General features: G+C 62.5%; 10 protein-coding genes. 7 read left to right on the forward strand and 3 right to left on the reverse strand.

Annotated features, from left to right (window positions below; translation table 11 throughout):
- Nucleotides 1-101: 101 nt before the first annotated feature.
- Nucleotides 102-2,309: a glycoside hydrolase gene (locus NW841_RS03940; RefSeq protein ID WP_414333322.1), complete on the reverse strand. Its 2,208-nt coding sequence runs from the start codon at nt 2,307-2,309 to the stop codon at nt 102-104.
- Between the two features lie 175 nt (nt 2,310-2,484).
- On the opposite strand from NW841_RS03940, the gene NW841_RS03945 reads away from it, so the two are divergent.
- The 3 genes from NW841_RS03945 (at nt 2,485) to NW841_RS03955 (ending at nt 5,669) form a co-directional block, all read left to right on the forward strand.
- Complete coding sequence (locus NW841_RS03945) at nt 2,485-3,027, forward strand: HNH endonuclease (RefSeq protein ID WP_414364588.1); 543 nt, start codon at nt 2,485-2,487, stop codon at nt 3,025-3,027.
- A 47-nt stretch (nt 3,028-3,074) separates the two neighbouring features.
- Nucleotides 3,075-3,638, forward strand: a complete 564-nt coding sequence (locus NW841_RS03950; protein ID WP_414364610.1) for a phycobiliprotein lyase — start codon at nt 3,075-3,077, stop codon at nt 3,636-3,638.
- A 141-nt stretch (nt 3,639-3,779) separates the two neighbouring features.
- Nucleotides 3,780-5,669 carry an AAA family ATPase gene (locus NW841_RS03955; RefSeq protein WP_414385482.1) on the forward strand — a complete coding sequence of 630 codons (1,890 nt, stop codon included), beginning with the start codon at nt 3,780-3,782 and terminating at the stop codon, nt 5,667-5,669.
- Here the strand turns inward: NW841_RS03955 and glcD are convergent.
- Nucleotides 5,666-7,156: a glycolate oxidase subunit GlcD gene (gene glcD / locus NW841_RS03960; protein WP_414364591.1), complete on the reverse strand. Its 1,491-nt coding sequence runs from the start codon at nt 7,154-7,156 to the stop codon at nt 5,666-5,668. The genes NW841_RS03955 and glcD overlap by 4 nt on opposite strands.
- A gap of 71 nt (nt 7,157-7,227) precedes the next feature.
- On the opposite strand from glcD, the gene NW841_RS03965 reads away from it, so the two are divergent.
- The 4 genes from NW841_RS03965 to NW841_RS03980 all read left to right on the forward strand — a co-directional run bounded on the left by NW841_RS03965 (nt 7,228) and on the right by NW841_RS03980 (nt 10,052).
- Complete coding sequence (locus NW841_RS03965; RefSeq protein WP_414364593.1) at nt 7,228-8,454, forward strand: class I SAM-dependent methyltransferase; 1,227 nt, start codon at nt 7,228-7,230, stop codon at nt 8,452-8,454.
- A gap of 117 nt (nt 8,455-8,571) precedes the next feature.
- Complete coding sequence (gene rpmI / locus NW841_RS03970) at nt 8,572-8,772, forward strand: 50S ribosomal protein L35 (RefSeq protein ID WP_414333811.1); 201 nt, start codon at nt 8,572-8,574, stop codon at nt 8,770-8,772.
- 123 nt (nt 8,773-8,895) lie between these two features.
- Nucleotides 8,896-9,252, forward strand: a complete 357-nt coding sequence (gene rplT / locus NW841_RS03975) for a 50S ribosomal protein L20 (protein WP_414333801.1) — start codon at nt 8,896-8,898, stop codon at nt 9,250-9,252.
- A 5-nt stretch (nt 9,253-9,257) separates the two neighbouring features.
- Nucleotides 9,258-10,052, forward strand: coding sequence for a transporter substrate-binding domain-containing protein (locus tag NW841_RS03980; RefSeq protein ID WP_414385484.1), 795 nt, complete (start codon nt 9,258-9,260; stop codon nt 10,050-10,052).
- On the opposite strand, the gene purH is transcribed toward NW841_RS03980, so the two are convergent.
- The gene (gene purH, locus NW841_RS03985) at nt 10,049-11,662 is read right to left on the reverse strand and encodes a bifunctional phosphoribosylaminoimidazolecarboxamide formyltransferase/IMP cyclohydrolase (protein ID WP_414385486.1); all 1,614 of its coding nucleotides are present in this window, start codon (nt 11,660-11,662) and stop codon (nt 10,049-10,051) included. The genes NW841_RS03980 and purH overlap by 4 nt on opposite strands.
- Nucleotides 11,663-11,899: the final 237 nt, after the last annotated feature.

An 11,899-nucleotide genomic window follows, 5' to 3' on the forward strand; every position in this document is an offset into this window, starting at 1 on the left:
CGTAGTAGAGGGTGTGCAGGGAAGAGACGGGGAGAAAGCCGTGATCGTAGGGCTCGATGGGCGGGTAGAGATCGCGCGCCATAACTTAAATTCTCAAATTCTCAAGGTCTCCGCAGGGCGATGGTGGCCTTGGGGGGGATCCCTTCTTGGAAGGTCTCGCCATCGGCGGCCACGATGATAAATTGCAGCTCCTGCCCCGGCTGGGCGCCCAAATTGCTCCAGGGAATGGCCACCTCCAAACAGGCATCCACCACCGCCTTCACCTGATGGTTGATGGGGTGCCAGCTATGGTACTCCCCTGCCTGCAAGAGCTGAGCCTCGACGGGTGCGGGATGCTGGCCGGTGCCAGGCGGCGGCAGCGACAGCTTCAACAGGTGGCGGTAGAGATAGTTGAGGGGGGCTTCTGCCGGCAACCCCTGCAGGGGAATGGGGCTGTTGACGGTAACGCGGTTGGGATAAAACCACAGCACCTGCAATTGCTTGGGCCGCTGCACCACCGAGTTAAAATCCAGCCGCAGATAGAGGTTGAAGTGATCGAACCCGTACCAGAGGCGGCGGACGACGCTGTTGCGGTGCATGGTTCCTCGGGCTGCGCCGATCTCCACCCGCCCGGCCTGGCTCCACTCCCGTTCGGCGGGGCGACCGTTGATGGTGGGATGGATAAACCCCTGCGGCAGGCGATCCCCCAGCCCGTCGTGATCCTCGAGGGGAAACTGCAGCGCCGCCGGCACCGCCTCTCCCAAAGCGGTGTAGAGGGCCTGTAGATGTTCCCGAAACAACTGGTCAAAAACGGCATCGTGGGCGGAAGAGTGGCCTGCCCCAAACCACCAGAACCAATCGGATCCCTCGGCGGCCCAGAGGGCTTCCCAGGCCTGGGGGGTGGCGTGAGGGTGATCCTGGATCACCTGGCGGGCTTGGGCAAGGAGCTCCCAGGCGCGGTTTTTGACGGGATCCCCAATCCAAGTGGTAAAGTCGGCCTCAATCCAGGAGCCGCTGTGCAATTGTTCGGCTGGCAGAAACTCCGTGGGGGGAAACTGATCCAAAAACTCCGACACCTTCACCAAGCGCAACGCCGGGTGCTGGCTGAGGCGGGCATAGAGGTTTTCCAGGAAGGGGCGGCCATCTTGGGGGTAGTACTCCCAGCAATTTTCCCCATCCAGGGCAATGGTGACCAGCCAGGGCTGGTCTTGGGGTAGGCGGTTGCGGATGCTCTCCAGGTGGCCGATGAGATCTTTGGCGGCAGCGTCGGCAGGCATGGCGCTGTAGCTAAAGCCAATGAGATCGGAAAGGCGGTGATCCCGAAAGATGATGGCCAAATCCCCTGCCTCGCTCTCCAGACGGTAGGGGCGGTAGAGCTTTTCCGGCTCGAGGATATGGCCCTGCCCGTCGCGATGAAAGGGTTGGCCCAAGCTCCAGCCCAGCACTCCCTCGTCGGAGATGATCCAATCAAAGCCTTGTTTCTGGATCAGGGGCACGATGGCGGGGCTGACCGCCTGCTCTGAAGGCCACAGACCCCGCGGATCGCGGCCAAAGCGCTCCCGGTAGATCTGCTTGGCCCGCTCCAGTTGGCTGTGGACATCCTGCTCCCAGTGGAAGGGGTAGCGGGGCAGGGGCAAGCCGGGCCGGGCCACCCGCGCCGAGCGCTCGCTCACCAGCAGGGGCAAGATGGGGTGGGTGTAGGGGCTGGTGGTCAACTCCAGTTGGCCGCTACTTTGCAATTTGGCGTGCTGGGGCAGGATGGCGGCCAGGATCTGCTGTTGCTTGGCGTAGATCCGCTGCCGATCCGCCAGGGTAAAGCCGGATCCCATCTTGATCCAGCTCTCGATCTCAGGATCCTCCTGGAAGAGGGGATCGAACCAGGAGAGGTTGTGCCAGGCCAGCAGGTCGCTGAAGTCTTGGGGCGTCCAGTACTGTAGGCACCAGTTGATCCCTTGCGATTCCCGCTGTTCGTAGAGCTGGCGGTAGCGGGGGTAGGGCTCAATCATGGTGGGGTAATGGCTGTCGAAGAAACGCTCGACAATGAAGCGCCGCTGCTCCGGGGTCAGCTTTTCGACAGGAGATAAAGTCAGCTCCAAATAGGGATCGAAAGCGGAGCCGGCCACGTAGTCTTCGATTTGCACAATGAGAGAGGGCACTAGGTTAACCGTTTGGTGCAGGCGGGGATAGCGCTCCAGCAGCAAAATTAAGTCCAGGTAGTCTTTGATCCCGTGTAGGCGCACCCAAGGCATGCGATATTTACCCGCCAGCGGGCTTTTGTAGAGGGGCTGGTGTTGGTGCCAAACCAGGGCAACATGCAGCGGGTAGGTCATGGGAGGCACGGGATCCAACCATCACCCGGATACTAGCCCATCTGTCCGGCTCCCGATCGTAAGAAACTCTGGAATGTTGAATGGTGGGGCTCCACCTGGATGGTGCCCACTGCGGGAAAACCTTGTCATTTGCCAGATTTCTCAGGACAATGGCGGCAAATGGAAGAGCTAAGTCATGACTGCTGCTACCCACGTCCTGGAACAGTCGATTGTTGTCTTTTCCCAAAACTACTTGCCCATTAGCCGGGTCAACATTAGGCGGGCGATTGTGCTGCTGCTGACGGGCAAGGCAGAGCCGCTGGCGATGATGAATGTGCCGGTGTGGAAAGTGCGCTCCCCCAGCCAGGTGATCGAGGTGCCCGAGCACATCCGCCTGACCATCAAAGGCAAGGAGCGATCCTGGCGGGTGCCCCCTGTCAACCGGCGGGAGGTTTTGCGGCGGGACCACCACACCTGTCAGTACTGCGGCAGCACCCATAACCTAACCCTGGATCATGTCGTGCCTCTTTCTCGCGGGGGATCCCACACTTGGGACAATGTAGTCACAGCCTGCGAGCGCTGCAACCAGCGCAAGGGCAACCGCACTCCTGAAGAGGCCAATATGCCTCTGCGCAGCAAACCCCGCGCCCCCCTCCACCCGACGGTGGCTTTTGCCGAGCAGTTTTGGCGCGAACAGCAGAGCCGGCAAGAGCAAATCTACGGCTACAGCACAAGCTAGAATCGGCAAATCCCGGTTGTTATCGATGAGGATCCGCGTCGGCCATGATGACCGTAATGGAGTTTTTTGCCCTCAGCGCTGGCGAGTGGATGTGTCAGCGTACCAGCCATCACTTGGCCTTTCGCCGCTCTGAGGGGGGGAGATCGCGGGTACAAATTGCCACCCTTTCGCCCGCCGATCCGGCAGTTATCCAGGTTTGTGAGCTGTTCAAGGTGGATCCACGGCGGGCCGTGGGGGCGGCGCGAGTGCAGTGGAATGGGGAGCAGGAGTGGGACAACGAAGAGTACAAAGGCGATGTGGTGCTGGTTCCCATCCCCGATCCCGATAATCCCATGCGGGGGCAACTGTTGCGGGACCAGGGCTATGCCGAGAAAGTGCCGGTGGCCGGCACCTACGTCATGGGATCCGACGGCGCCCTCACCCTCTACACCGAATATGAGATGACTGAGTCAGAGGAGCGCATCTGGTTTGCCAGCCCGAACCTGCGCCTGCGGGCCAGCACCGTCAAGCGCTTTGGCGGCTTCAGCATGGCCTCTTTCTGCTCTGAGGTGCGCAAGCTCTCCGCCAGCCCTTCCCCCCTCTCGGCCATCGCCGAGTCCCGCTCTCCCTAGGTGTGTGCTGACCAGAAAGCTTGCCGGCGCCGGATCCCTGGCTGAAAGTTGCCTGCTTTTGGGTCGGGGGAGAGCCTCAGCCGGCAAGGGATGGGCTAAAACCTCTGTTGGTGGGTTATTTGTAGACGGAAAACCCCGGCTGTGGCGGATCTAAGCGATTTTATCCAGGGTATTGAGCAGCTTATCGAGCTAGCCCAGAAACTGGACGAGAAAAGAAACACGGGGGAGCTGCGAACTGAGGTGCGCATCCAGGCCCGTCCTTTGGGCAGCTCTATTCCCCCTTCCGGCTCCATCCCCCGTCGCCGCAGCAGCGCCCAGACGGGGGATCCCTCCTGGAGCAGCGAGCCTCAGGTGATGTCCACAGCAAGCTGGCGCGAACAGCCCAAGGCTGCTCCCTCGCCTGATTTGGCCGCCGACCGCCTCAGCGGGACGGAATCCGGCCCAGGGCCGCGCCTCAGGGATGTGGGGGGGCTGAGGGAACAGCTCCAAGCTTTGCGGGAAATGGTCGAGATCCCCCTCAAGCGGCCCGATCTGCTGGCCAAGCTGGGACTGGATCCGCCCCGTGGCGTGCTGTTGGTAGGCCCCCCTGGCACCGGCAAGACTCTGACGGCCCGCGCCCTGGCCGAGAGCCTGGGGGTGAACTACATCGCCATTGTCGGCCCAGAGCTGATCGGCAAGTACTACGGGGAGGCGGAGGCGCGCCTGCGGCAGCTTTTTGAGAAGGCGGCTAAGTCGACTCCCTGTCTGGTGTTCATTGACGAAATCGATGCTCTTGTCCCCAACCGCGCCGCCGTCGAGGGGGAGGTAGAAAAACGCCTGGTGGCTCAAATGCTGGGGCTGATGGACGGGTTTGCGGCTCAAAAGGGGATCGTGGTGCTGGCAGCCACCAACCGGCCTGAGGCCCTGGATCCGGCGCTGCGGCGACCGGGGCGCTTTGACCGGGAGATCATCTTTAAGGTGCCGGATCGGGAGGGGCGGCGGGAGATCTTGGCCATTCACACCCGTGGCATGCCCCTGGCGGAGGATGTGGATTTGGACAGCCTAGCAGAGCAAACGCTGGGCTTTGTAGGCGCGGATCTGCGCGGCCTGTGCCAGGCGGCCGCCTATGCAGCTTTGCGGCGTCAGGTGCCGGATTTGGAATCCCCCATTCCCGAATCCCTAAAAGTTACGGCAGCGGACTTTCAAGAAGCTCTGCAACAGGTAAAGCCGGCGGTGTTGCGCTCGGTGGAAATTGAGTCGCCCCAGGTGAGCTGGGATCAGATCGGCGGCCTGGAGCACGCCAAGCAGATTTTGCAGGAGGCCATCGAGGGATCCCTGCTGCACCCGGAGCTGTACGAGCAGGCCCAGGCCCAGGCCCCCAAAGGGATCCTCCTCAGTGGGCCCCCCGGCACCGGCAAGACGCTGCTGGCCAAGGCCATCGCCTCCCAGGCCAAGGCCAATTTCATCGCCGTCTCCGGCCCGGAGCTTTTGAGCAAATGGGTGGGATCCTCCGAGCAGGCGGTGCGGGAACTCTTTGCCCGCGCCCGCCAGTGTGCCCCTTGCGTCATCTTCATCGATGAGATCGACACCCTCGCTCCCGCGCGAGGCAGCTACTCCGGCGACAGTGGCGTCAGTGACCGGGTTCTGGGGCAACTGCTGGCCGAACTGGACGGGATCCGTCCCAGCCAGGGGGTCTTGCTAGTGGCGGCCACCAACCGCAAAGCCAGTTTGGATCCCGCCCTCACCCGCGCTGGCCGGCTGGAGCTGCACCTGAGTGTGGAGCTGCCGGATCGCGCCGGGCGGTGGGAAATCTTATCTGTACATAACCGCAAGCGTCCCCTGGGGCCAGATGTAAATCTGGAGGTGTGGGCCGAGCGCACCGAAGGCTGGAGTGGTGCCGACCTGGCCCTGCTCAGTAACCGTGCCGCCATTGCTGCTATTCGCCGCCACCGCGCCACTGCCGAGACGGTGGAGGCCAAAACCTTGGTCATCTGCCAGGAAGACTTTGCCCAGGCCTTTGCCGAGCTGCAGCAGCAGCGGCAGGCCAGCTAGAAGACAGGGATCCCTTGCCATTCCGGCCGCCGGTGGGCATGGGCCGCCTCGCCGCAGGTGCGGGGAGTGGGAAAGATCTTGTCGGGGTTGGCGATGTGCTGCGGGTCAAATACCTGCCGCACCCACTGCATGCTCTCCAAATCCGTGGGCGTAAACATCTCCGACATGTAGCAGCGTTTCTCCGCCCCGATGCCGTGCTCGCCAGAAAGGCTACCCCCCAGGCGCACACAGAGTTTGAGAATCTCGCCCCCCAGTTTCTCCACCTGCTCCAGGGATCCCGGCACCGACTCGTCGTAGAGGATCAGCGGATGGAGATTGCCGTCGCCGGCATGGAACACATTGGCCACCGGGTAGCCGTATTCGCGGCTGAGGCGCTCGATTTCTTTGAGGACGTAGGCTAGCTGGCTGCGGGGGATCACCCCATCCTGGACGTAGTAGTTGGGGCTGAGCTTGCCCATTGCAGCAAAGGCCGCCTTGCGCCCCTTCCATAGCCGCGCCCGCTCTTCTGGGCCGGCTGCCACTTGCACCTGGCGGGCCCCGTTTTTGAGGCACAGCGCCCTCACCTGTTGGCCGGCTTCCTCCACCTCCAGCTCCAGCCCGTCCACCTCCACCAGCAAGATGGCCGCCGCATCCCGCGGGTAGCAGCCCAACTGCACCACATCCTCGACGGCGTTGATGCTGAAGTTGTCCATGATCTCCAGGCCGGCGGGGATGATCCCGGCAGCGATAATGTCAGAGACGGCGGATCCCGCTGCTTCTACACTGTCGAAGTCCGCCAGCAAAACCCGAACCTGGGCCGGGGTTTTCAGCAGGCGCAGGGTAATCTCGGTAGCGATGCCCAGGGTGCCCTCGGAACCGACAAACAGACCTACCCAGTCGTAGCCGGGCATCTCCGGGATCTTGCCCCCCCAGCGCACCACTTCCCCATCCGGCAGCACCACCGTCAAGCCGAGGATGTGGTTGGCTGTTACCCCGTACTTGAGGCAGTGGACGCCGCCGGAGTTTTCCGCCACATTGCCGCCGATGGAGCAAACCGACTGGCTAGAGGGATCCGGCGCATAAAAATAGCCCTGGTCGGCCACCGCTTGGGTAATCCAGGCGTTGATCACCCCCGGCTGCACCACCATGCAGCGGTTGTCTAGGTCAATCTCCAGGATCTGTTTCATCAGGGTGGTGGCAATGACGACGCTATTTTCCAGGGGTAGCGCCCCTCCCGAAAGGCCAGTGCCGGATCCCCGCGCCACAAAGGGCACCTGGTAGCGGCTGCACAGCTTCACCACCTGCGCCACCTCTTCTGTGGTGCGCGGCAACACCACCAAAGCCGGCCTTTGCCGGTAGCTGGTCAGCCCGTCACACTCGTAAACCAACAGCTCCTCCGGCTTGCTGATCACTCGCCGGGGATCGAGAATTTTTTTGAGCTCAGCCGTCAGCTTGATCCAGTTAAAGGTGAGGCCAGCTTGCAGAGGATGGGAAGCGCGGACAACCATAGAGTGTTGGCGAGAAATGTCCTCAGGGGAGATATCGTCACTATAGTCTGGATAGTCTGGCCGGAGAGCCTATGCAGTCCCGCAGCGCCGAACAGATTCTCAAACAAGTGCGGCAGCTCTACGACCTCTACCCCTTCCCGCCACAGCCCATCGGCACCGTTCCCCCGCCGGGGTGGAACTGGCGCTGGAGCTGGCCCCAGGCCTATGCCTTTTGCACAGGTGCTCATCCAGGCCGCCGCCCAGTGCGCATCCTGGACGCCGGCTGCGGCTCTGGGGTGGGGACGGAGTATATCGCCCACCAAAACCCCAACGCCGAAATCTGGGCTTTTGACCTGAGCAGCCGCGCCCTGGAGATTGCCGAGGCCCGCTGCCGGGCTTCCCAGGCACCACCGGTGCACTTTCGCCAGCTCAACGTTTACGACATTGACCAACTGCCGGGGCAGTTCGACTTCATCAACTGCGTAGGCATGCTCCACCACCTCCCGGATCCGGTGGCGGGGCTGCAGGCTCTGGCAAACAAGCTGGCTCCCGGCGGGATCCTGCACCTATTTGTGTACGGCGAGCTGGGCCGCCACGAGATCCGCCTGATGCAGAAGGCCATCCGCCTCTTGGTCACTGGCTCAGAGCATCAGCCGCTAGCTTCCGCAGAACACCTACAGCAAGGGCTCCAGGTGGGCCGCCGCCTTTTCCAGATTTTGCCAGACAGCAACCGCATCCAGCAGCAGGAACGCGCCCGCTGGGCCATCGAAAACGTGGACGACGAATGCTTTGCCGATATGTACCTGCACCCGCAGGAAGTGGACTACACCATCGAGACGCTGTTTGAGCTAATTCAGGCTTCAGGGCTGCAGTTTTTGCGCTTTTCCAACCCAGAGTTCTGGCGGCTGGAGCGGGTGTTGGGCAAAGATGAAACCCTACTGGCCCAGGCAGCCCAACTGCCGGAGCCGGAGCGCTACCGCCTAATCGAGCTGTTGGATCCGGTGGTGGCCCACTACGAGCTCTTTCTCGGCAAGCCCCCTATTCGCCGCTGGGAATGGACCCATCCAGAGGATGTGGCCGCGGCAGTTGCCCACCTCAGCCCCTGCCTGGGCCTGTGGCCGGGGCGGAGCCTCTTCAACTACGCCTATGAGGCCATCTCCCTCAGCGAGGAAGCCTTCGCCTTCCTGCAGCAGGTGGACGGGATCCGCACCGTCCAAGCCCTTCAAGAAAGCCTAGACTCTCCCCTGAGCTGGCCGCAGTTGCAGCAGTTGCTGCGCTGGCAAGTGTTGCTTTTGGAGCCGCAAGAGAACAGTTTTTGAGGGCTCTTGGCGGCTTTGAGACAGGAAGAGGCCATTGCGGCATTTGCTTTCTTGGTCTTCCCTAGCTTATGCTAGAAGACTGTGACCTTTCCCCTGGCCATTTCTGGGGTTATTGCCATGCCCAAAATCAAAACTCGCAAGGCAGCCGCCAAGCGCTTTCGCCTCACCGGCAGCGGCAAGTTCATGCGTCGCCGGGCCGGGCACAACCACTTGCTTGAGCACAAAACCACCAACCGCAAACGCAAATTGGCCGGCGTGGCCCTGGTGGATGAACGGGATCTGGCCAACGTGCGCCTGATGCTGCCCAACACCCACTAGGTGGGATCCCGTTGCGCCGCTTCCTCCACTCCCTCAGCCTAGGGTGAGCCGATCGCCACGACAGGCCAAAAGTCTCAAGGCTTGTTCGCCCTTGTATCCATCTGTCTGTATTGAGTTACCGCCATGAGAGTCAAACGGGGCAATGTTGCCCGCAAGCGTCGCAAGAAGATCCTCAAGCTGGCCAAAGGCTTTCGCGGAGCCGGCTCTAAGCTGTTCCGCACCGCCAACCAGCAGGTGATGAAGGCCCTGCGCAGTGCCTACCGGGATCGCCGCCGCAAGAAGCGAGATTTTCGCCGCCTCTGGATTGCCCGCATCAATGCCGCCACCCGCGCCCAGGGCCTGCGCTACAGCGAGTTCATCGACGGCCTCAAAAAAGCCAATATCCAGCTCAATCGCAAAATGTTGGCCCGCTTGGCTTTCCTGGATCCCGAAGCCTTCACCCAAGTGGTGGCTGCGGCCCGCCAGTCCCGCACCGCCTGAAGGGGATGGGATCTCGGTCTCCGTTGGCCTCGGCGATCCAGAGGTCTTGCTGGGCGGCCAGCCTGGCCTTAGTTTGCCTAGGGATCCCTGCCGCTGCCCGTCCCTGGTCAGAGATTGTTCGTTCGGGTCAGTTGCGAGTTGCAGTCAAAGACAACCTGAAGCCGTTGGGGTTTCGCGATGCCGAAGGCAAGCTGCAGGGGTTTGAGATTGACCTAGCCCGCGAGCTGGGATCCCGGCTGCTGGGATCCCCGGCGGCGGTGGAGCTGGTGCCAGTGGCCAATGTGGAGCGGCTACAGGTGCTGACTGCAGGGGAAGTGGATCTGGCCATCGCTCAGATCGGCATCACACCGGATCGGGCGCGCCAGGTGGAGTTCACCTCGGCCTACTACCCGGATGGCCCCAGCCTGGTTGTGGCCCGTTCCCAAGACTGGACGAGCTGGTCAGAGCTGCGCGGCGCGCGGATTGCCGTCCTGCGCGGATCGGCCGCCATTCCCCACCTCCAGCGCTACCTCCCAGGGGTTGAGTTGCTGGCGGTGGATTCCTACCAGGAAGGGGCAGAATTGCTCCTAAAAGGGGCGGTGCAGGCCTGGGCAGCGGATCGCTCGGTGCTGGCGGGGTGGCTGGCGGAGCACCCCCAGTTTCAGTTTCTGGGATCCCCGTTGGCGACAGTGGGGCTGGGCATTGCCCTGCCCAAGGGGCTGGAGCATGCTGAATTGCGGCTGCGGGTGCGCCGCGAGCTGGAGAACCTGCGCGCCGAGGGCTGGCTGGCGGAGCAGGCCAGAGCCTGGGGTCTGCCCTAGTGCAAAAAGTGACGGATGCCAGTGCAGACCATGGCGATGCCGGCAGCATTGGCAGCAGCAATGGAGTCGGCATCGCGGAGACTGCCTCCCGGCTGGATGATGGCGCGGATCCCGGCACGGGCTGCCGCCTCCACGCTGTCGGCAAAGGGGAAAAAGCCGTCGCTGGCCAAAACCGCTCCTGCCGCCTGTGAGCCGGCCTGGCGAAGGGCAATCTCGACGGCACCCACCCGGTTCATCTGGCCTGCCCCAATGCCGAGAGTCTGCCCCTGCCGGGCAACGACGATGGCGTTGGATTTGACGTGTTTGCAGACTATCCAGGCAAACTCCAGATCCGCCCACTCTTCCAGTGTCGGCTGGCGCTCGCTCACCACCCGCCAGGAGGGTTGGCGAACGGATCCCTGCAGCCGGTCGGCTTCCTGCACCAGAAAACCCCCAGCCAAGGTGCGGAGGCTTTGGGTTGGCCCAACCTCAAAGTCCGGCAAAACCAAAAGCCGCAAGTTCTTTTTGGCTGCCAGTTGCTCAGCCGCCTCAGAGGTGCAGGCCGGGACAACCACGCACTCCAAAAAAGGCTCCGCCAGGCGCTGGGCAGTCTCCCTGTCCAAAGTTTGGTTGAGGGCAACGATGCCCCCAAAGGCGGAGACGGGATCGGCAGCCAAAGCCGCCTCAAAAGCGGCAGCCAGGGTTGGGCGAACGGCTACCCCACAGGGGTTGTTGTGCTTGACAATCACCGCCACCGCTGGCTTAGGGCCGTTGCCAAGCCCTAAGCTGAGTTCTGCTGCCAGGGCGCGAGCCGCCTCCAGATCCAGCAGGTTGTTGTAGCTCAGCTCTTTCCCCTGCAACTGTTTGGCCCGATGCCAACCGGGAGCAGCCGCATCCACCACATACCAGGTGGCGGCTTGGTGAGGGTTTTCTCCGTAGCGCAAGCGCTGCCAAGGGATCCCTTGCAGTTGAAAAACCTCTGCGGCAGCGGCTGCAGGAGCTGGAGGTGGAGAGGAGTGGGACAGCTCGGAGCAGGCCAGGTAGTGGACAATGGCGCGGTCGTAGGCCAACACCTGCTCAAAGGCGCGGCGGGCGCACTGGAAGCGAAAGGCCAGCCGCTCCGCCTCGCTGGAGGAGCTAGAGAGCAGTTGCAAGTACTGAGGGTACTGGCTGGGATCCGTTAGCACGGTAACGTGGGGATAATTTTTGGCTGCCGCCCGCGCCAGCGTGGGCCCGCCGATGTCAATCTGCTCGCAAGCCTCCTCCAGCGACACCCCTGGCTGAGCCACCGTCTGCTCGAAAGGATAGAAATTGACCACCACCAGTTGGATGGGAGGGATCCCCAGGGCCTCCAGATCCGCCCGGTCTTCGCCGCGCTCCAGGCGGGCCAAAATGCCCCCGTGAATGCGGGGGTGCAGCGTTTTCACCCGTCCCCCCAAGATCTCCGGCGCGCCGGTATGGTCCGAAACAGGGGTGACCGGGATCCCGGCCTCTAAAAGCGCCTTGGCGGTGCCTCCGCTGCTGAGCAGTTGAAAGCCGTGCTCCTGCACGAGGGCCTGAGCCAGCGGGATCAGGCCAGTTTTATCGGAGACACTTAGGAGAGCCAAAGGGGGGAAGGACTGAGCAGACATCGGTTTTGAGCTATCCCAAGAGATCGAGATCAGGGTTGCCTAAGAAACCCCAACAGGTTAATATCCCACGCCCCAGCATAGCGCCCCTGCCAGAAAATCAGCAGCGCAGGCCCCGGTATGGATGCCGACTGGACTGCTCCGCGTTCCTGCGGCGAGGGAGATAGGAGGCTGTTGCCAGTGCCAAGAGGTCAGAGAGGTGGCTGGGGTTGACTTGGGAGAGGCGCACCTGGCTGTGGC

This window comes from Synechococcus sp. H60.3 (genome assembly GCF_047462295.1).
Lineage (GTDB): Bacteria > Cyanobacteriota > Cyanobacteriia > Thermostichales > Thermostichaceae > Thermostichus.

Excerpts from the sequence above, each read along its gene's own strand:
- glcD (WP_414364591.1), bottom strand. The coding sequence starts at position 7,156 with ATGGTTGTCCGCGCTTCCCATCCTCTGCAAGCTGGCCTCACCTTTAAC.
- NW841_RS03945 (WP_414364588.1), top strand. The coding sequence starts at position 2,485 with ATGACTGCTGCTACCCACGTCCTGGAACAGTCGATTGTTGTCTTTTCC.
- NW841_RS03980 (WP_414385484.1), top strand. The coding sequence starts at position 9,258 with ATGGGATCTCGGTCTCCGTTGGCCTCGGCGATCCAGAGGTCTTGCTGG.
- NW841_RS03940 (WP_414333322.1), bottom strand. The coding sequence starts at position 2,309 with ATGACCTACCCGCTGCATGTTGCCCTGGTTTGGCACCAACACCAGCCC.
- NW841_RS03965 (WP_414364593.1), top strand. The coding sequence starts at position 7,228 with ATGCAGTCCCGCAGCGCCGAACAGATTCTCAAACAAGTGCGGCAGCTC.
- purH (WP_414385486.1), bottom strand. The coding sequence starts at position 11,662 with ATGTCTGCTCAGTCCTTCCCCCCTTTGGCTCTCCTAAGTGTCTCCGAT.
- rpmI (WP_414333811.1), top strand. The coding sequence starts at position 8,572 with ATGCCCAAAATCAAAACTCGCAAGGCAGCCGCCAAGCGCTTTCGCCTC.
- rplT (WP_414333801.1), top strand. The coding sequence starts at position 8,896 with ATGAGAGTCAAACGGGGCAATGTTGCCCGCAAGCGTCGCAAGAAGATC.
- NW841_RS03950 (WP_414364610.1), top strand. The coding sequence starts at position 3,075 with ATGACCGTAATGGAGTTTTTTGCCCTCAGCGCTGGCGAGTGGATGTGT.